This is a genomic window from Catenulispora sp. GAS73 (assembly GCF_041262085.1).
GTDB lineage: Bacteria > Actinomycetota > Actinomycetes > Streptomycetales > Catenulisporaceae > Catenulispora.
In genome coordinates this window covers 137,432-156,134 of sequence record NZ_JBGCCM010000013.1, presented here as the reverse complement: position 1 = coordinate 156,134, position 18,703 = coordinate 137,432, and the positions used below count along the sequence as shown (strand labels likewise).

Below are 18,703 nucleotides of genomic sequence, written 5' to 3'. Positions count from 1 at the left end.
GATGAGTTTAGCCTTCAAGTCATCGCGAGGGGTAGCCGCTGCTCACGTGCTGCTGAGCGCCAGCTCCGGCGTGCGAGACGATCCGACGCGCAGGACCCCGGCGGTCGTCGCGGCCGTCACGCACATCGCGGTCAGCAGAAGGAACGCGTGGTTCAGGGCCATCACATGCGTCATCCAGCCGATGACGGCGGGGCCGGCCAGCATGCCGACGTAGCCGAGTCCGGCGACGCGCGAGACGTTGGTGCCGGCGGCCGAGGGGTCGGTGTGACCGGCCGCGCTGAACAGCTGTGGGACACAGCCGGACAGCCCCAGGCCGAACAGCGCCCACCCGGCGAACGCGGCCCAGATCCACGGCGCCAGCGCCACGATCGTGATGCCGACGGCTGCCATGGCCGCGCCGTACCGCAGGATCGCCATCGCGCCGAAGCGAGCGGAGATGCGGTCGGCGAGCAGTCGGCCGAGCGTCATCGCCGCGGCGAACGTGCCGTACGCGAAGGCGGCGGTGCTGGCCGGCGCGCCCAGGACGTCCTTCATGTGCAGGGCACTCCAGTCGTTCGCGGCGCCTTCGCACAGCATGATCATCAGAGCCAGGGCGGCGAGGAGCCAGATGCGCTTTCCGGCACTGCGGCGCGTGAACGGGGAGGGAAGCGGCGGGTGCTCGTCCTCAACAGCGGGAGCCGGGGTAGCGGCGGGCCTCGGCTCTGCCGGAAGCAAAGCGCGCGTCGTGAGAACGGCCACCACAACGCCCACAGCACCCATCATCGCGAGCGCCGCCGCCGGGCTCATATCGACGCCCGAAGTACCGGCGGCGATGATCGCGGCGAGCACTCCCCCGACCGAGAACGCGGCATGGAACGCCGACATGACCGGCCGACCGTAAGCCTTCTCCACATGAACCGCGTGCGCGTTCATGCTCACGTCCAGGCAGCCGTTGAAGAACCCGAAGACGAACAACGCCGCGGCCAACGTCCAAGGCTCCCGAGCCAGCCCCGGCAGCACCAGCGTCGCGCCGCACAGCGCGCCGGCCGTGGGCACCACGACGCGAGGCCCGAAGCGGTCGGCCAGCCGCCCCGACACCTGCATGCCGGCGAACGCGCCGAGGCCCAGCAGCACCAGCAGGCCGCCGAGCGTCGCGTGGCTGATGCCGACCTGGTGCTCGATGGCGGGGATGTGCACCACCCAGGTGCCCATCAGCGTCCCGCAGAGGATGAAGTACGTGAAGGTCGCTATTCGGGCGGACCGGAGTGATCGTTCCATGCGGACCACCATAACGAACACAATCTATGTTTGAAAACCCAGTAAATGAACAGTTTGCATGTTCGTTGTGCGTAGTGTTCAATCGCCGGTATGAGCACCGCAGACCGTCACCGGCAGATCGCCGAGGCCGTGAAAGAGTCGGGCGACGCCACGGTCCCGGAGCTCGCCGAGCTCACCGGCGCCTCGGAGATGACCATCCGGCGCGACCTCGACGTGCTGGCCGCGCAGGGCGTGCTGGAACGCGTCCGCGGCGGGGCCCGCACGCTGCTCCTCCGGGGCGAGGAGCCGCCCTTCGCGCTCCGCGCCCACGACGCCGTCGAGGCCAAGCGCCGCATCGCCGCCGAGGTCTCGTCGCTGATCGCCGACGGCGAGACCGTCGTGCTGGACAGCGGCACCACGTGCCTGGAGGTCGCACGCCTCCTGCACCAGCGGCCGGTCACCGTCATGCCCGTGTCGCTCCAGGCGATCCGCGTGCTCAGCGAGACACCGGGACGGGCCGCGCTGCTGGTGCCCGGCGGGCGCCCTCGGACCACCGAAGGGGACCTGACCGGTCCGCTGACGCTCGCGTCCCTGGCCGCGCTGCGTTTCGACACCGCCGTCCTCGGCTGCTGCGGGCTCAGCGCCGCCGAGGGGCTGACCGCCTACGACCTCGACGACGCGGCGGTGAAGAAGGCGAGCATCGCCTCGTCGCGCCGCACCCTCCTGGCCACCGACGGGAGCAAGCTCGGGCGGACAGCGCATGCCTATGTGGGGCCGTCGTCGATCCTGCACACCGTCGTCACCGACGCCGGGGCTCCCGCCGACGAGGTGGCCGCGCTCGAAGCGGCCGGGACCGTCGTCAAGGCCGTCTGAAGCCCCGGGGGCAACCGAGGTGGGCGGCGAGCGGCCCGAATGACGGCGCGCCGTGCCCATCATGTGGACGCGGTGGCATGATTATTCAGCCAGTCGTATATAGTTGCATCCGTGTCCAAGGTACTCACATCCCTGCCAGCAGGTCAGCGCGTCGGCATCGCCTTCTCCGGCGGGCTCGACACCTCGGTCGCGGTCGCGTGGATGCGCGAGAAGGGCGCCGTGCCGTGCGCCTACACCGCCGATCTCGGCCAGTACGACGAGCCGGACCTCCCCGGCGTGCCGGGGCGCGCCCAGGCCTACGGCGCCGAGCTCGCGCGCCTGGTCGACTGCCGTGCCGCCCTGGTCGAGGAAGGGCTCGCGGCCCTGGCCTGCGGCGCCTTCCACATCCGGTCCGGGGGCCGGGCCTACTTCAACACCACGCCGCTGGGCCGGGCGGTGGCCGGCACGCTGCTGGTGCGCGCGATGCTCGAAGACGACGTCCAGATCTGGGGCGACGGCTCGACCTTCAAGGGCAACGACATCGAGCGGTTCTACCGCTACGGGCTGCTGGCGAACCCGGCGCTGCGGATCTACAAGCCGTGGCTGGACGCCGACTTCGTCAGCGAGCTCGGCGGGCGCTCGGAGATGTCGCAGTGGCTCACCGAGCGCGACCTGCCCTACCGCGCCAGCGCCGAGAAGGCGTACTCCACGGACGCGAACATCTGGGGCGCCACGCACGAGGCGAAGTCGCTGGAGCACCTCGACACCGGCCTGGAGATCGTCGAGCCGATCATGGGCGTCCGGTTCTGGGACCCGGCGGTCGAGATCGCGGCCGAGGACGTCACCGTCGGCTTCGAGCAGGGCCGGCCGGTCACCATCAACGGCAAGGCCTTCGGCTCGGCGGTCGAGCTGGTGCAGGAGGCCAACACCGTCGGCGGCCGGCACGGCCTGGGCATGTCGGACCAGATCGAGAACCGGGTGATCGAGGCCAAGAGCCGCGGCATCTACGAGGCGCCCGGCATGGCGCTGCTGTTCATCGCCTACGAGCGGCTGGTGAACGCGATCCACAACGAGGACACCGTCGCGGCGTACCACAACCAGGGCCGCCACCTGGGCCGGCTGCTGTACGAAGGCCGCTGGCTGGACCCGCAGGCGCTGATGGTCCGCGAGTCGCTGCAGCGCTGGGTCGGCCGCGCGATCACCGGCGAGGTGACGCTGCGGCTGCGCCGGGGCGAGGACTACTCGATCCTCGACACCACCGGCCCGGCACTGAGCTACCACCCGGAGAAGCTGTCGATGGAGCGCACCGAGGGCGCGGCCTTCGGTCCGGTCGACCGCATCGGGCAGCTGACGATGCGCAACCTCGACATCGCCGACTCGCGCACGAAGCTTGAGCAGTACGCGCGCCTGGGCATGGTCGGCAGCGGTGCCGGCGGGGAGGCCGCGGCAGCGCTGCCCGGCGGCCACCCCTTCTCCAGCGAGCTGATCGGCGCGATGACCGACGGCGGGGCGCAGAGCATCGCCGCGCGGCCGGCAGCCGAGGCCGAGGCGGAGGGCGACGAGGAGTTGCTGGACCGCGCGGCGATCGAGGCCGGGAACGACTGACGGCTTGAGATCGACGGCTTGAGGTCGACAGCTTGAGATCGGCGAAACAGCCCCCGAACTGCGTTTCCACGCTTCGGGGGCTGTTTGATGTGCGGACAGCGTTCTATGAGCTCGCGGCGTCGTCGGCGGCCAGCTTGTCGCTGAGCATGTGGACCACACTGAGCTTCGCGAGCAGCTCGGGATCGACGCCGTAGCGGTCGGCGAACGCCGCGGGATCCAGGTAGCTGACGCGGGTGGTCCCGCTGTCGTCCCAGATGAGGATGCGCAACGGGAGATCGAGCGCGGCCAGCGGGTGCGCGGCCATGACCGGAGTGCCCGCAGCCGGGTTGCCGAACAGGACAAGGATCGTCTCGCGCAGGTCCTGGCCGACGGTGCGGGCCGCGGCGGCCTGGTCGATGACCGCGAAGACGGTGGCGCCGGCGTGCTCCAGCAGCTCCAGCAGGCGGCGGCTGGTCTCGGTGACCGACGTGCTCGCGGTTTTGGTGACGGCGTGCGGGTTCTCGGACATCGGGCGGCTCCAGGGAAGATCAGCCTTCGGGCCAGACGATGACGGCTTCGGCCGGCACGTCCACCTGGCATTCTGCCCCGATTTCCGGTTCCTGGCCGCCGGGGACGGTGACGGTCAGTTCGGCGCCGCCGTCTTCGAGCAGAAGGACGAGTTCGGCGACCGGCCCGAGGTGCGCGACGTCATCGACGACGGCCCGGGTTCCGCCGGCGGGGACCAATCGCACGTCGTGCGGTTGGACGCACCACGCGACCGCGCTCGGCGGCGTCGCGTGGTGCCAGGCCGGGGTTTCCAGTGCCGACTTCGGAAGCGCGATGCGCAGCGGCCCGCTCTCCAGCACTCCGTCGGAGTCGACATGGCCGTGCCCGATGTTGCGGACGCCGAGCAGGCGTGCCGCGTTCGGGCCCGCTGGATGCGTGAGAACGGTGCGCGTGGGCCCGTCCTGAAGCACCGCGCCGTCCGCGAACAGCAACGTGTCCTGCGACAGCAGCGCCGCGTCGTCAGGATCGTGCGTCACCAAGACCGACGTCAGAGCGGTTTCGCGCAGAACCGTGCGCAGGAGGCGGCGCAGTTCGTCGCGGACCGGGGCGTCCAGGCCGGCGAAGGGTTCGTCGAGCAACAGCAACCGGGGTTCGCGCGCCAGCGCCCGGGCCAGGCCGACGCGGCGGGCCTGGCCGCCGGAGAGCTGGTCGGGGTAGCGGTCGGCGAGGTCGGTCAGTTTCAGCCGGTCCAGCCAGAACGCCGCCAGCGCCGGATCGGCGCCGACACCGAAGGTGACCTGCTCCCAGACCCGCAGGTGCGGGAGCAGGGTCGGGTGCTGCGGGAGGTAGCCGATGCCCCGGTGTTCGGCAGGCAGCGCCGCCAGATCGCGGCCGCCGAGGGTGATGTGCGCGTCGTGCGTCGGCAGGACTCCGGCCAGCAGGCGCAGCGTCGCGGATTTGCCCGAGCCCGAGGCCCCGAGGATGGCCAGGTTGCGGCCCACTCCTCGGTGCTCGACCGCCAGCCGGAAGGCGCCGAGGCGGGCCGTCATGTGGAAGTCCAGAACTGGGCCCTGCGACAGTGCCGGATGCCGGGGCGCGGGGAGCCGGACCGGGCGACGGCGGTGCGCGCGGCGCGCCGGGCCGCGATCGGCGATCAGCAGGACCACGAGCGCCGCGCCGAGCGTCACCAGTACCGGAACCGTCGTCGCTGCCAGGCCGGTGCTGCTGAACTGCACGTACGTGAACACCGGCAGGGTGTAGGGGTGGTAGGCCAGCACGATCGTGGCCCCGAACTCGCCGAAGGCCCGCAGCCACGCCAGCAGCATCCCGGCCCGGATCCCGCGCGCCGCGATCGGCAGCGCCACGCGCAGGGTCCGGGACAGCGCGCCGTGGCCCAGCGTCGCCGCGACGTCCAGCTGCGCCGGGTCCACCGCGGCGAAGGCCGAGCGCGCCGAGACCACCAGGAAAGGCGCCGCCACGAAGCACTGCGCCAGCACGACGCCGGTGGCGCTGTCGGTGAGCCCGCCGTGGAAGAACTGGCCGATCGTGGTGTACGGCCCGACCAGGTAGATCAGCAGGATGCCGCTCATCAGCGGCGGCAGCGCCAGCGGCAGCTGGACCGCGACGCCCAGCGCGCCGGCGGTGCGACCGCTTGAGCGGGCCAGCAGGTAGCCCAGCGGGACGCCGAGCAGGGTGACCACGGCGGTGCTGATGGTCGCCGTGACCATCGACGTCCGCAGCGCGTCGCCGACGCCGGGGGCCGCGGTGGCCGAGCCGCCCTGGCCCGGAGCCCGGACCAGGAAGGCGACCAGCGGGACGAGCAGGTAGGCGACCAGCAGTGCGGCCAGCCACGGAAGCGGGGTGCGCAGCATCCGCGCGCCTGAGCCCCCGACGGTCGGCCGCACTGTGTCGGTACTCAGATTCAGCCGGCGTTGAGCAGGGACTGCAGCGGCGCCGGCACGGACCCGGCGGTGCCGGTGACCTTGATCGGCTGCAGCTGCAGGCCGTGCTTGGTCATCAGGGCCTTGCCCGCGTCGCCGAGCAGGAACTGCACGAAGGCGACGCCCGCGTCCGCGTCCGGGGCCTTGTTCAGGACGCTGACGGTGTAGGTGGCCTGCAGGTGGATGTCGCCGAGGGGGACGGTCGGGATGTTCAGCTCGGCGGCCTCGCTGGAGTAGAAGAAGCCGGCGTCCAACTGCCCGGACTGCAGGCGGCCGACCAGCTGCTCCTCGGGGAACACCTGCACCGCCGAGGCAGGGAGGTTGTCTTTGGTCAGCGCCTGCGCGGCGAGCTTGCCCTTCGGGTCCAGCTTGGGGTCGGTCGAGCCCATCTTGAAGCCGGACTCGGTGATGACCTGGTTCCAGGGCTTGGACTTGATGTCGGCGGCGAACTTGCTGTTCGGGTTGTAGGCGATGACCAGCGGAGCGGTGGCGAAGGTCGCGTACCAGGTCTCCCAGCCGCCGTTGGCGTCGCCGATGAGGCCGGTGTTGGCGTCGGTCGAGGCGCTGATGAAGACGTCGGCCTGCTTGACCTTGCCCTTGATCTCGCTGACCAGCTGGGTGGAGCCGGCCGCGTTGCCCTGGAAGTCGCCGCCGGTGGCCTTGTCGTAGGCCGGGCCGAGGTCGTGCTCCATCAGGTTCGCCAGCGAGGCGGCGTAGGCGACCTTGACCGGACCGGTCGCGCCGGGCACCGAGCCCGAGGCGGAGGTGGCGGACGACGAAGTCGGCGTCGAGCTCGATCCCGCGCCGGCCTTCGGCGAGCTCTTGGAGCTGCTGCACCCGGCCAGCAACAGGCCGGTGGCGATGACTACGGCGACTGACTTCTTCACGAACGGCCCCCTCGGGTCTCCACGGTCACGTCCGAGGACTCGGCGGCGACCGCGCCGCCGTCGGCCTCGTCCGGTTTCGGCTTGCCTGCGTGCGACGCCCGGGCCGGGCCGCGTTCCACGACCACGGTCGTCGACTTGATCACCGCGACCGCCGTGGCGCCGACCCGCAGGTCCAGCTCGTCCACGGCCTCCCGGCTCATCAGCGACACCACTCGGAACGGCCCGGCCTGGATGTCCACCTGCGCCATCACCGCGTCCTTGGTCACCGCGGTGATGATGCCGCGCAGCCGGTTGCGGGCCGAGGACACCTCCGAGCGCTCGTCGGCGGCCGAGGCCAGCGACGAGGCGAAGGCGGCCAGCTCGGGCCCCGGGATCACCCGGTGTCCGTTCTCATCGCGCTCGGCGCTCAGCCGGCCGGCGTCGGCCCAGCGCCGCACGGTGTCGGCACTGACGCCGAGCAGCTCGGCGGCCTCACCCATCCGGTAGACGTCCACGCGGTGAGCTTACAGCGCAGACGCCAGGGTGAAAGGCCGGAAGACCTTGCATATTCATAATGGACGGCGCACATGGTCTCGCAGGTGCTGTGACAACCCTTGCTTCTGCCGGGACCCGGCCTACTGTGGATCGTGGGCGGCATCCGCCGGACGGAGGCGGCCCGCGCGAGGGAGGATCCCATGCTCGGTGAGCAGACCGGCACGGTCCGTGCGGCCGGCGGCGGGTTCGTTCGGCTCGGCGGCGAGGTGCGGTCGCCCCGCGTCCTGAGCGTGGCCGACCTGTGGTCGCTGCGGCGGCACGAGTGCGAGGTGGAGTTCACCTGCCGCAAGAGCGGGCCACGGCGGCACCGGTTCTCCGGGCCGCTGCTGTTGGACGTGGCGCGGCTCGCGGAGCCGGCTTTCGTGCCCGGGGAGCGGAAGGACCGGTTGCGGTTCCTGATCTCGATCCGGGCGCACGACGGGCACCGGGTCGTGTTGTCGTGGGCTGAGATCGACCCGGAGTTCGCGAACATCCCGGTACTGCTCGGGCTGACCCGCGACGGCAGCGCGTTGGACGCGGAGGGGCCGCAGTTGGTCGTGCCGGGGGACGTGTGCGGGGCTCGGCACGTCAGCAGAGTCGCCGACGTGCGGATACGCAGCGATTCAGGCGACTGATCGCTCGATCGCTTGGCGCTTGAGCGCTCAGCGCGTGTAGGCGGGCTCCGGCGCCGGCAGAGGCTCGGGGTTGGCGAGCACCCACCACACCGCCAGCTCGCTGAGCCGCTGGATGTGTTCCTCGGGACTGTTGCGGCGGTAGTTCAGGGCAAGCGTGGTCGCCTCGTTCAGCTGCGCGTCGGGTAGCGGCACGCCGGAGGCGAACAGGGTCGGCAGGGTGCGGGCCATCGACCGGAAGTCGCTGTCCCAGTTGATGCCGCCGTTGTCGAGGACTTCGTGCGCGAGGCGGCCGGTGATGCGGATGGCCTCGCCCTGGGCCGTGGCGGCCGGGCCCTGGCCGGGGACCAGGTAGTCCCAGAGTTCCTGATGCCCGTCGTCCCAGGCGGTGGCGGTCACGGTGATCGGGGAGGTGCCGTCGTGGGTGCGGCGCTGTCCGACCGGGGTGACGCCGAACAGCTCGTACAGGCGGGTCAGGCCCGCGTCGGCCTCGTCGATGTAGTCCGGGTTGAAGCCCGCCCGGTAGAACTCGAAGCGTTTGCCGATCGCCTCTATGCGCTCGCGCATCATGGGAGTGATCGGGGTACCGGCGCCGAGCAGGACTTCAGCGACCTCGGCCATCTCCGGCAGGTGGATGTTGGAGCAGTACTGCAGGCCCGAGGCGAGCGCCGTCGATTGGCCTTTGAGGACAAGGGGATCCGCGCCGCGATCCAGGAGAAGGCGCACCGTGGAAGGCCTGGCACCTTCGGCGGCCGAATGGAGCGCGGGCCGCTGAGGATTCGCGATATCGGCGCCGGCGTCGAGGAGGGCGGTGACGATCACGTCGTGGCCGACGCGCGCGTGCTGCCACAGCGGGGTGTGGCCGGAGCGGTCGACGGCCTCGACGTCGGCGCCCTGCTCGACCAGCCAGGCCACCAGCTCCGGCGGGATGCCGTACATGCCGAGCGCGGTCGGGCCGTACATGCCGTCGTGGGCGTCGAGTTCGGTGGTCTCGAAGACCGCCTTCATCGCGTCCAGGTCGCCGGAGCGGAGCGTGGTGTCGAAGTCCTTCGGCAGCCGCTTCTTCTTCCTCGCCATGCGGGCAAGCATAGGCATGCCTGGGGACGTCAAGATTCTGTTGTGGCGGTTCGCCAATCAGCTCGGCAACCGGTTGAGCAATCAGCTCAGCATAGGGCTCAGCGGTTGGGCCATCCGCCCGAAACTGTCCTGACCGGCGGCTACGCTCTCGCCATGGGCGTGTTTCATGACTACTTCCGCGCGCCGGACCCGGCGACGGCGATCGCGTGGGCGGTGGGGCCGGGTGGGGATTGGCGGGAGCCCGCCGAGGTGGGGCTCGACGACCACGGGGCCGACTGGTTCGAGGCCAAGGGGCTCGACGTACACGTGGTGGTCGGGCAGCTGGTCGCGTTCGCCGAGGGCGTGCCGTTCAAGGTCCGGCGCGGTGCGGGGCCGCGGTTGGTGTGGCCGGACCAGGAGGCGTGGCCCTATGGGGAGGAGCGCCCCGGCGAGCAGTCGCCGTGGGAATCCGGGTTGCTGTTGCAGGTGATGCCGGAGGACTGGGTCACGACCCTGGCCGCGGTGACCGACGATCACGTGCCGATGCTCGCGGCGCAGTGGATGGAGATCCCCGAGGTCACGTTCGTCGACTTCGTCGAGGCGCGGAGTTCCGTCGAGCAGTTCCGGGCGCTGGCCCGGCGGGCTGAGTCGCACGGGCACAGCGTTTTCTCGCGGACGATCATCTGACGCTTACGTAGCGATCGATACAGAACATGGTACGGTTCTTCTGTAGCGACCGCTACAAATACTTGTGAGGGGGCTGCCATGCCTGTCGTCAGCACGCCGTTCGCCGTCGAGCCCGTCCTGGCTCGCACCGTCGGGGGCACCGGCCCCGGGCTGCTGCTGGCGCACGGCGCCGGCGGGAGCATCGCCCTGAACTACGGCCCGGTCCTGGACGGCCTGGGCGCCGGGCACACCGTGGTCGGGATCGACTATCCGGGGACCGGCCGGACGCCGCGCGCCGCCGGGCCGCTGAGTGTGGACTTCCTCGCCGACCAGCTGGTCGCCGCGGCCGATGCCGAAGGGCTGGAGCGCTTCGCGCTGGCCGGGTTCTCGCTCGGCGGACCGGTGGCGATCCGGGCGGCGGCCAGGCACCCCGAGCGCGTCAGTGCCCTGATCCTGACGGCGACCTTCGCCTACCGGGACGCGCGGCTGGACCTCGCGGCGAAGCTGTGGAGCGACCTCTACCAGGCCGGCGACGCCGTCCGGCTCTCGGAGTTCCTGACGCTCGTCGCGTTCGGCGCCGAGACCCTGGACGCGACGCCGGAAAGCCATCTGCGGCTGGCGATCGACGGCCTGGCCGAGCTCATCCCGGCCGGCACGCCGGAGCACGTGGACCTGGTGCGGCGGGTCGACGTGCGCGGTGACCTGGCCTCGATCACCGCGCCGACGCTCGTCATCTCCACCACCGCGGACCCGCTGGTCTCCCCGCACCTGCACGAGGAGCTGGCGATGAAGATCCCCGGCGCGCGGCTGGCCCGGATCGCGACCGGGCATCTGCCGTTCGCCGAGCGGCCCGCGGAGTGGCTGGCGCTGATGACCGGGTTCCTCGCCGAGCACGCGGCCTGAGAAGGGCTCCGGGATGCTCTGTCTGTCAGTGCTCGCGGGTCAGTGGTGGAACGCCGAGTTCGCGGCTCAGTGGTGGAACACCGAGCGCTCCACGTCCGGCAGCGGCTGGGTCAGCTTGTCGAGGTAGGCGACCGCCTCCTCGATGTCCGCGAGCAGGTTCGTGGCCAGATCCATGCTCATCCCGTTCCGGATCACCACGCGCTGCACCACCGTGTCGGCCAGGTTGTCCGGCATCGGGTACGCCGGCACCAGCCAGCCCTTCATCCGCAGCCGGTCGGAGACGTCGTACAGCGTCCAGTTGGTCCCGTGGCCGGGCTTCTGGCGCCAGGCGAAGACGGGGATGTCGGAGGCGTCGTTCCAGAGCTCGAAGGCGTCCATCGCACCGATCCGGTCGGCGAGGTACTTCGCGACGTCCTGGGACGCCTTCTGCACCTCGTGGTACCCGAGCCGGCCCAGCCGCAGGAACTGGAAGTACTGCACCAGCACCTGCGCGGCCGGGCGCGAGAAGTTCAGGCCGAACGTCGGCATCTCGCCGCCGAGGTAGCTCACCTTGAACACCAGGCTCTCCGGCAGCAGGTCCCGGTCCCGCCACAGGACCCAGCCCAGGCCCGGATTGACGAGCCCGTACTTGTGGCCGGAGGTGTTGATCGAGGCCACGCGCGGGACCCGGAAGTCCCACTCCAGGTGCGGCTGCAGGAACGGGGCGACCATGGCCCCGGAGGCGCCGTCGACGTGGATCGGGATGTCCAGGCCGGTCTCGCGCTGGATCTCGTCCAGAGCCCGGCTGACCGTCAGCACGGGTTCGTACATGCCCGTGTAGGTGACGCCGAGGATGCTGACCACGCCGATGGTGTTCTCGTCGACGTAGGACTTCAGGTCCGTGCCGTCGAGCGTCTTGTGCTCCTCGGTGATCGGGACGTAGCGCGGCTCGACGTCCCAGTAGTTGCAGAACTTCTCCCAGACCACCTGCACCGCCGAGCTCATCACCAGGTTCGGCCGGTCGGCGGGCTTGCCGGCCGCGCGCCGGGCCTCCTGCCAGCGCCGCTTGAACGCCAGGCCGCCGAGCATGCAGGCCTCGGAGGAGCCGATGGTCGAGGTGCCGATGGCGCGCGCCGGGTCCGGGGCGTGCCACAGGTCGGCCAGGATCCGCCAGCACCGCTCCTCGATCGCGGCGGTGCTCGGGTACTCGTCCTTGTCGATCATGTTCTTGTCGAAGGCTTCGAGGTACAGCCGGCGCGCCTGGTCGTCCATCCAGGTGCCGACGAACGTCGCCAGGTTCAGCCGGGCGTTGCCGTCGAGCATGGCTTCGTCGTGCACCACCTGGTAGGCGGTCTCGGGCAGCATCGGCAGGTCGGCCAGCCGGGTCCGGGGCCGGCTGCGCAACTCCCCCGGCCGGGCGAACAGCGGGTTGACGTCAACGTCCCCGCTCAGATCGCGTTCGCTATGGCTGTGCGACATCCGTGCGCCTCCTTGTGAACAGACTCCCGAACAACGCTCTCCCGCACTGCCGGATATGGCAAACCATGAGGCGCCGGCGAGCGGGAAAGGCAGGACCCCGGGCCACAGGTGGCCCGGGGTCCTTGGGGAGCGTGGAGAACGTCAGCGGTTGACGCAGACGTTGCCGGCGCTGCCGACCAGCGCCGCCAGGATGCCGACGCTGTCGCCGCACACGTTGATCGGGATGTTGACCGGAACCTGGATCACGTTGCCGGACAGCAGACCGGGCGAACCGAACGCGCTGCCGATCGCGCCCGCGCCGGAGGCGGAGGCGGTGCCGGCAGTGCCCAGGACCGCGAACGCGGCGCAGGCCACGGCCACGAGGGTTTTGCGGATGCTCATTGAAGCTCCCTGACGTTGGAGGTGCGAACCACCGCAAGCTCTACACTTTCCAGCCATCGGTCGTAAACCGGACTACATCTTCCGGGCGACAGCGCCCCTCGCCTGCAAGACCGGGCCCTGACTCACTGTCTCCGCAGGTCAGAGCTTTGTGAAAGGAACCTTGAAAAGTCACCCATACGGAGGGATCTCAATGCCAGGCCGCCACCGGCTCTGGGACGGCTGATCCGGCGCTGGTGGGAGGCGGTTCGGTGCTGGCGGCGGCCGGTTCCAGCGGCTGCGGCTGCGGCTCGGCCGGTCGCATCACGAACACCAACACCGACAGGGCCGCGAAGATCACGGCGGCGACCGGCCACGGCGTGCGCCACGGTCAGCTGCTTGATCCCGTAGACCATCAGCAGCACCGCGATCAGCGACAGCGCGACGCTCGCCGGGCCCAGCCGGCCGGCCTGCGAGCCGCGGAACTCCGGCAGCACGAACCGGCCGGCCCCCACCAGCAGCACCATCGCGGGCACCGCCGCCAGGAACACCGAACCCCACCAGGAGTGCTGGAGGAGGAACCCGGCCAACACCGGGCCGATCGCGCCGCCGGTGAACTGGCAGGTGGCCCAGATCGCTATGGCACGGCCGCGGGAGCGGTCTCCGTGGCTCCTTCGCTCGGCTTCTCTCGGCCTGTCTCGGCGAGAACCGCCTCGCGAAAAAATTTCGGCGGAGGATGTCAAGGACGCGGCGGCGGCTCCGACAACCGGGTAGAAGGGCGCCGCCGGGCGTCCCGGACACGAGGAGTATTGAGATGAAGTTCCTGATCAGCCTGCACATCAACCCCGCCGTGCTGGACGCGCTGACCGACGAGGAGAAGGCCGGGATCGGCGAGGGCCACGGCCGGTTCATGCAGTCCCTGAAGGACTCCGGGGAGCTGATCCTGACCCAGGCGCTGGTCGATCCGTCGCAGGCGGCCGTGGTGCGGGTCCGCAACAGCCAGCCGGTGGTCACCGACGGCCCGTTCCTGGAGGCCAAGGAGTACCTGGGCGGCTTCTACCTGATCGACGTCGAGGACAAGGCGCGGGCCGTCGAGCTGGCCACGCAGATCCCGGACGCCTCGATCGACGGACTCGGGGTGGAAGTGCGCCAGGTCATGTTCTCCGATGGACAATTGGAGGCATGACAGCACCGGCGATCGAGGACCTGCTCCGCGAACTGGCCCCGCAGGTCCTCGGCGCCCTGGTCCGCCGCTACGGCCGGTTCGAGGGCTGCGAGGACGCGGTGCAGGAGGCCGTCCTGGCCGCCGCGGTCCAGTGGCCGGCCGACGGCCTGCCGGACAACCCGCGCGGCTGGCTGACCACCGTCGCCTCCCGCCGGCTCATCGACCAGGTCCGCAGCGACTCCGCACGCCGCGAAAGGGAAGAGCAGGTCTGGGCTTCCGAGGTGGTCCCGGACGAGATTCCGGACACCGACGACACCCTGGTCCTGCTCTTCCTGTGCTGCCACCCGACGCTGACCGCGGCCTCCCAGACCGCGCTGACGCTACGCGCCGTCGGCGGCCTGACGACCGCCGAGATCGCCCGCGCGTTCCTGGTCCCGGAGGCCACGCTGGCGGCCCGCATCAGCCGCGCCAAGCAGCGCGTCAAGGCGGCCGGGAGCAGATTCGAGCTCCCGGAGGGGCCGGAGCGCGAAGAGCGGCTGCAGGTCGTCCTGCACGTCCTCTACCTGATCTTCAACGAGGGCTACACCGCGTCGTCCGGCGCGGACCTGGACCGCGTCGACCTCGCGACCGAGGCGATCCGCCTGACCAGGATGGTCCACGCGCAGCTGCCCGACGACGCCGAGGTGACCGGCCTGCTGGCGCTGATGCTGCTGACCCACTCCCGGCGCGAGGCGCGCACGACAGCGAGCGGCGACCTGGTCCCGCTGAACGAGCAGGATCGGACCAAGTGGGACGCCGAGCTGATCGCCGAAGGGCTGGAGCTGGCGAAGAACTCGCTGAGCGGCATCGAGTTGGGGCCGTACCAGTTGCAGGCGGCCATAGCCGCCACCCACGCGGTGGCCACCGACCCCGCGGACACCGACTGGCGGCAGATCCACACGCTGTACCTGGTTCTGGAACGGATCGCACCGAACCCGATGGTCACGCTGAACCGCGCGGTCGCACTCGCCGAGATCGAGGGACCGGAGGCCGGGCTGGCGGTCCTGGCGACACTGGACACCGACGAGCGGATGGCCAAGCACCACCGGCTGCTGTCGGTGCGGGCACACCTGCTGGAGATGGCCGGGGACACGGACGGCGCGTACGAGAACTATCGGCGTGCGGCGAAGGCTACGGCGAGTATTGCTGAGCAGCGGTATTTGGATGCGCGGGCTAGGAAGCTGCGGGCGTAGGTTCCGAACCCAATCCGCCATGAGCCGAAAAACAAACCGGCCGCCCCGCCCCGAAGGACGAAGCGGCCGGTCCGCTCACGACAGCGCGGACTCCGTCACCGATTCAGGTGCTCAGAAGCCGAAGCCGAACGAGCGCAGGAACCAGGCGTTCGGCGAGCCGACGCCCGTCGCCTCGTCGTAGCCGCGCGCGGCCGGCAGGCCCTCGTCCAGGCCGTACTGGATCAGGCGGTACTGGCCGGCGGCGGGGCTGCTGGCCGGGTACTGGAACACCACCGAGTGCGTCGGCGAGGTCGCGATCTGCTTCGGGGTCTGGACCACGTCGTTGGCCAGCCACGAGCGGGCGTAGATCGCCGGGTTGGCGAAGCCGACCGGCACGCCCCACTGCGCCTGCTGCGCGTCGGCCAGGAAGCCCGCCCAGGAGGGCGCGGAGACCGAGGTGCCGCCGAAGCCGGCCTCACCGTAGACGCCGTTGGTGGTCTGGCCCACCAGGGTGCTGCTGAAGTACAGGTCGCCGTTCAGCGAGATGTCCGGGATGGTGCGCATCGGCTGGGTGGCCTTGGCGCCGCTCATCAGGGTGGTGGACAGCTTGTTCGGGACCGTCCAGCTCTGGTACCAGGGCTGCGACTCGGTCTCGCTGACGCCGCCGCCACCGCCGAAGGTCTGCGCGCCCGGGGCCCACGAGGCCGCGCCCGGAGCGGTGCGCCCGCTGCGGGTGTCGCCCATCGGGGCCTCGAAGCCGTAGCCGCCCTGCTTGTTCAGCGCCAGGGCGGTGCCGCCGACCGAGGTGACCCACGAGGAGCCGGTCGGCCACTCGATCTGCGCGCGCGACGAGGTCGGGTCGCAGTTCAGGCCCTGGGAGATGGAGTAGGCGTCGTTGTTCATGCAGTCGCCGGAGGAGAAGTCGAAGGCGATGCCCTCGGCCGCGCCCTGCATGAAGATCTGGTCGAACGCCTTCGTCACCGCCGGGTCGATGTCGCCGCCGGTGGTGTACTGCAGCTCGCCCCAGCTGTTCGACACGATGTCGGCCAGGTGGTTGTCGACGATCTTCGCCTCGGACGCGATCAGGTCGCTGTCGAAGCAGGAGTTCGCGGCGACGGTGATGACCTTGGCGTCCGGCGCGAGGCCGTGGGCCATGTCGACGTCCAGCGACTCCTCTCCGTAGTCGCCGAAGCCGCACAGGGCCTGGTTCGTGTACTGCGACGGGTCGTTCACCTCGGAGTACTGCCCGGGCGCGAACGGCTTGTCGCCGTGGTTGATCGAGTACTGGTTGGCGTCGGCCTCCATCGTCGGCGAGCCGTACCAGTTCACGATCGCGATCGTGGCGCCCTTGCCGGTCAGGCCGGTGCTGGAGACGCCGTAGGCCTGGCGGAGCTCGGAGGGGACCACCGAGCACTGCGCCAGCGTGGCCGGCGTGGTGTACCCGGCCGGGACGGCCGGAGCCGAGGACGGCGCCTTCTTCTGGCCGTAGTAGTCCGAGCAGGACGGGTCGTTGTTGGAGATCCCGCCCTTCTTCGTGGTGGTCTGCGGGTCCTTCGTGTGGTTGGTGACCGCGTGCGCGGTGGTCTGCGACAGACCGGCCACGCCCAGGATCACGCCGGCCAGCTCCGACGGGACCTTCACGTCGCTCTGCGGCGCGCGCAGCGTGCCCTGCGAGGTGGCGAAGTTGTGCAGCTGCGTGCCGAACGCCTTCTGCGCGGCGGCGACGGTGCCGGTGACGTCGATCCAGTGGGTGTTCGTCCCGGTGACGTTCAGGCCCGACTTCTTCAGCCACGCGGTGACCGCGTCGATCTGCTTCTGCGAGGCGCCGAAGCGGCTCTGCACCTGAGCGGCGCTCAGGAAGTGCTTGTAGCTGGAGCTGGACGGGTCGCTCACGGCGCGGGCGTAGGCCTCAAGCCCGGCCGCGTCCTGACCCGAGAGGTACACCCGCACGCTCAGCGGCGCGGCGGTACCGGTCTGTCCGAGGTCGGCCGAGGCGGTCGCGTAGGCCGGGGTGCTGCCTGCGAGCGTCGCCGAGCCGGAGTCGGCGTTCGACGGCGCGGCCAGCGCCACGCCGGCGGTCACGAACGCCGCGACGGCCGTCATGGTCGTGGCCGTGGCTATTCGTCGGCGGTGCCGTGGTACGGCATTGGTCATAGTGGGTGTTCCCTTCCCGAAAAGAGGGATGAATGTTCCCAAAACCCGAAAAACGCATCGTGGGCAGTGGGATACGAGCCCGCGTCGCTCATTTCTATAGACGGGCCGCCGAGAAACACAAGGGTAAGAAGCACATGAGTTTGATCGGCCGGCGGCGAGTTGATCAGGATTTTACGATTCCGTCACCCTGGGTTGCCGGGGCTGTACTCCGGGAACCGGGCCAAAGGGTGGTGAAACGATGAGATCCTTTACAAGGGCGTGTAAACGACGCGCTCAGGCGCGATGCGGCCGCACAAAGGGATTTTTCGGTGGCACGTAGGGCTTGACGGCTTCGCAGGGTGGTGCGCGGCCTTGGACACCGACTGGCGAAGCCATGAAAATCGCCCATAAAAACACAAATCAACCGCGCCCGGCAGCCCGCCGCCCCCAAGCGGTATCGCACCCGATCCCGACACAGGCAGGAGCGCCCATTTTCCGGTTGTCCCCCGAACCCGGATGAGCGATGATCCGCCAATGTCTGGAAGTGTTCCGCAGCCTCGGGCGCTGCGGCCGTATCCGAAGATGGCGTCGAAAGGCAAAGGCGACACCCCCGCCGCGCGCGAGTGGGTCGCGACCGAGAAGGTGCACGGTGCGCACTTCGCGCTCCTCTGCGACGCCTCGGGGGTGCGGCCCGCGAAGCGGCGGGAGTTGCTCGGCGAGGACGAGCTCGACGCGTTCTTCGGGGTGAGCCGGATCTGGCCGACGGTGGCGGTGGCGGCCGCGCGATGCGCGGCGTTGCTGCGCGCCGGTGCCGGTCTGGCCGAGGACACGGTCGTGACGCTGTACGGGGAACTGGCCGGCGGCCGTTATCCGCATCCTGATGTCGCCGAGGTCGACGGCGCGCAGCCGGTGCAGACCGGGGTCTGGTACGCGCCGGGCCTGTTCTGGCTGCTGTTCGACGCGCAGGTGACGATCGGCGATCCCGGAGAACCCGGCGAGCGCCGCTGGTGGGTCGCGGAGCGGGAGGTCCGCGCTGCCGCCTCGGAGGCGGGGCTGCTGAGCGTACCGGTGTTGGCACGTGGTGCGCTGAAGCAGTTGCAGGACTTGCCGGTGGCGTTTCCGAGCCGGGTGCCGGCGTTGTTCGGCTTGCCGGAGGTAGAGGACAACCTCGCCGAAGGCTACGTACTGAAGCCGGCCGTCGAGTGGGAGGAAGGCGCCGAACGCCCGATGCTGAAGGTGAAGCAGAAGGCATTCGCGGAAGACGACCGTTTCGCTGGCGCTCGGCCCTATATCGCGCCGCCGGAAGGCGCGGCGGGGGTCCCGGCGTGGCTCGTCGTCCAGGCTTCGGCATTGCTCACACCGACGCGCGCCGCAGCCGCGGTGAGCAAGTTGGGGCCCGGTAGCGCGCCGGAGATCGTAGCGGCAGAGATCGCGGAGGACGCTGCGGAGGAAATCTCGGAAGAGCTCGGCGGGCTGGATTCAGCACAGATGGAAGGGCTTGCCGACGCGTTGATGGCAGGCGCCCGAACGTTGGCGGCCTTCGACGCGGCCGATCGGGAGCGTGCCACGAGGCGCTGACGGGCCGCCCCGAGATGTCAGGGTA

Annotated in this window: 17 protein-coding genes and 1 pseudogene; 8 read left to right on the top strand and 10 right to left on the bottom strand. The window is 70.3% G+C overall.

Going from position 1 to position 18,703, the window contains the following annotated elements:
* Nucleotides 1-42: 42 nt before the first annotated feature.
* Nucleotides 43-1,257 (bottom strand): MFS transporter, encoded by a 1,215-nt coding sequence (locus ABH935_RS21125; protein ID WP_370379631.1) that lies wholly within the window; start codon nucleotides 1,255-1,257, stop codon nucleotides 43-45.
* Between the two features lie 90 nt (nucleotides 1,258-1,347).
* Here ABH935_RS21125 and ABH935_RS21120 point away from each other — a divergent pair, with 90 nt between their 5' ends.
* Nucleotides 1,348-2,109 (top strand): DeoR/GlpR family DNA-binding transcription regulator, encoded by a 762-nt coding sequence (locus ABH935_RS21120; protein WP_370379630.1) that lies wholly within the window; start codon nucleotides 1,348-1,350, stop codon nucleotides 2,107-2,109.
* Between the two features lie 111 nt (nucleotides 2,110-2,220).
* The gene (argG, locus tag ABH935_RS21115) at nucleotides 2,221-3,693 is read left to right on the top strand and encodes an argininosuccinate synthase (RefSeq protein ID WP_370379629.1); all 1,473 of its coding nucleotides are present in this window, start codon (nucleotides 2,221-2,223) and stop codon (nucleotides 3,691-3,693) included.
* A 103-nt stretch (nucleotides 3,694-3,796) separates the two neighbouring features.
* On the opposite strand, the gene ABH935_RS21110 is transcribed toward argG, so the two are convergent.
* The 4 genes and pseudogenes from ABH935_RS21110 to ABH935_RS21095 form a co-directional block, all read right to left on the bottom strand.
* Nucleotides 3,797-4,201 carry a DUF302 domain-containing protein gene (locus tag ABH935_RS21110; protein ID WP_370379628.1) on the bottom strand — a complete coding sequence of 135 codons (405 nt, stop codon included), beginning with the start codon at nucleotides 4,199-4,201 and terminating at the stop codon, nucleotides 3,797-3,799.
* A 19-nt stretch (nucleotides 4,202-4,220) separates the two neighbouring features.
* Nucleotides 4,221-6,050 carry an ATP-binding cassette domain-containing protein gene (locus ABH935_RS21105; RefSeq protein ID WP_370379627.1) on the bottom strand — a complete coding sequence of 610 codons (1,830 nt, stop codon included), beginning with the start codon at nucleotides 6,048-6,050 and terminating at the stop codon, nucleotides 4,221-4,223.
* 50 nt (nucleotides 6,051-6,100) lie between these two features.
* On the bottom strand, nucleotides 6,101-7,006 hold the full coding sequence (locus ABH935_RS21100) for an extracellular solute-binding protein (RefSeq protein WP_370379626.1): 906 nt from the start codon (nucleotides 7,004-7,006) through the stop codon (nucleotides 6,101-6,103).
* Nucleotides 7,007-7,077: 71 nt separating this feature from the next.
* A pseudogene (locus ABH935_RS21095) lies at nucleotides 7,078-7,500 on the bottom strand (molybdopterin-binding protein); the annotation flags it as partial.
* Nucleotides 7,501-7,680: 180 nt separating this feature from the next.
* On the opposite strand from ABH935_RS21095, the gene ABH935_RS21090 reads away from it, so the two are divergent.
* Nucleotides 7,681-8,154: a hypothetical protein gene (locus tag ABH935_RS21090; protein WP_370379625.1), complete on the top strand. Its 474-nt coding sequence runs from the start codon at nucleotides 7,681-7,683 to the stop codon at nucleotides 8,152-8,154.
* A 27-nt stretch (nucleotides 8,155-8,181) separates the two neighbouring features.
* Here the strand turns inward: ABH935_RS21090 and ABH935_RS21085 are convergent, their stop codons facing one another.
* The gene (locus ABH935_RS21085; protein ID WP_370379624.1) at nucleotides 8,182-9,228 is read right to left on the bottom strand and encodes an ankyrin repeat domain-containing protein; all 1,047 of its coding nucleotides are present in this window, start codon (nucleotides 9,226-9,228) and stop codon (nucleotides 8,182-8,184) included.
* 153 nt (nucleotides 9,229-9,381) lie between these two features.
* Here ABH935_RS21085 and ABH935_RS21080 point away from each other — a divergent pair, with 153 nt between their 5' ends.
* Together ABH935_RS21080 and ABH935_RS21075 are read left to right on the top strand one after the other, a co-directional pair.
* Nucleotides 9,382-9,894 (top strand): hypothetical protein, encoded by a 513-nt coding sequence (locus ABH935_RS21080; RefSeq protein WP_370379623.1) that lies wholly within the window; start codon nucleotides 9,382-9,384, stop codon nucleotides 9,892-9,894.
* A gap of 78 nt (nucleotides 9,895-9,972) precedes the next feature.
* On the top strand, nucleotides 9,973-10,776 hold the full coding sequence (locus ABH935_RS21075; protein ID WP_370379622.1) for an alpha/beta fold hydrolase: 804 nt from the start codon (nucleotides 9,973-9,975) through the stop codon (nucleotides 10,774-10,776).
* Between the two features lie 66 nt (nucleotides 10,777-10,842).
* Here ABH935_RS21075 and ABH935_RS21070 read toward each other — a convergent pair whose 3' ends face one another.
* From ABH935_RS21070 to ABH935_RS21060, 3 genes are all read right to left on the bottom strand, one after another.
* Nucleotides 10,843-12,234 carry a glutamate decarboxylase gene (locus tag ABH935_RS21070; protein ID WP_370379621.1) on the bottom strand — a complete coding sequence of 464 codons (1,392 nt, stop codon included), beginning with the start codon at nucleotides 12,232-12,234 and terminating at the stop codon, nucleotides 10,843-10,845.
* Between the two features lie 141 nt (nucleotides 12,235-12,375).
* A complete protein-coding gene (locus tag ABH935_RS21065) occupies nucleotides 12,376-12,615 on the bottom strand; it encodes a chaplin (RefSeq protein ID WP_370379620.1) in 240 nt (79 codons plus the stop codon).
* A 122-nt stretch (nucleotides 12,616-12,737) separates the two neighbouring features.
* Nucleotides 12,738-13,334 (bottom strand): hypothetical protein, encoded by a 597-nt coding sequence (locus ABH935_RS21060; protein WP_370379619.1) that lies wholly within the window; start codon nucleotides 13,332-13,334, stop codon nucleotides 12,738-12,740.
* A gap of 71 nt (nucleotides 13,335-13,405) precedes the next feature.
* Here ABH935_RS21060 and ABH935_RS21055 point away from each other — a divergent pair, with 71 nt between their 5' ends.
* Nucleotides 13,406-13,777 carry a YciI family protein gene (locus tag ABH935_RS21055; protein WP_194908830.1) on the top strand — a complete coding sequence of 124 codons (372 nt, stop codon included), beginning with the start codon at nucleotides 13,406-13,408 and terminating at the stop codon, nucleotides 13,775-13,777.
* Nucleotides 13,774-14,988 carry an RNA polymerase sigma factor gene (locus ABH935_RS21050; protein ID WP_370379618.1) on the top strand — a complete coding sequence of 405 codons (1,215 nt, stop codon included), beginning with the start codon at nucleotides 13,774-13,776 and terminating at the stop codon, nucleotides 14,986-14,988. Before ABH935_RS21055 ends, ABH935_RS21050 begins: the two co-directional genes overlap by 4 nt.
* Nucleotides 14,989-15,099: 111 nt before the next feature.
* Here the strand turns inward: ABH935_RS21050 and ABH935_RS21045 are convergent, their stop codons facing one another.
* Entirely contained in the window at nucleotides 15,100-17,121 is a 2,022-nt protein-coding gene (locus tag ABH935_RS21045) for a protease pro-enzyme activation domain-containing protein (RefSeq protein WP_370379617.1), read from the bottom strand.
* Nucleotides 17,122-17,682: 561 nt separating this feature from the next.
* Between ABH935_RS21045 and ABH935_RS21040 the strand changes: the two genes are divergently transcribed.
* Nucleotides 17,683-18,678: an RNA ligase family protein gene (locus tag ABH935_RS21040; protein WP_370379616.1), complete on the top strand. Its 996-nt coding sequence runs from the start codon at nucleotides 17,683-17,685 to the stop codon at nucleotides 18,676-18,678.
* The last annotated feature ends 25 nt before the right edge of the window (nucleotides 18,679-18,703 follow it).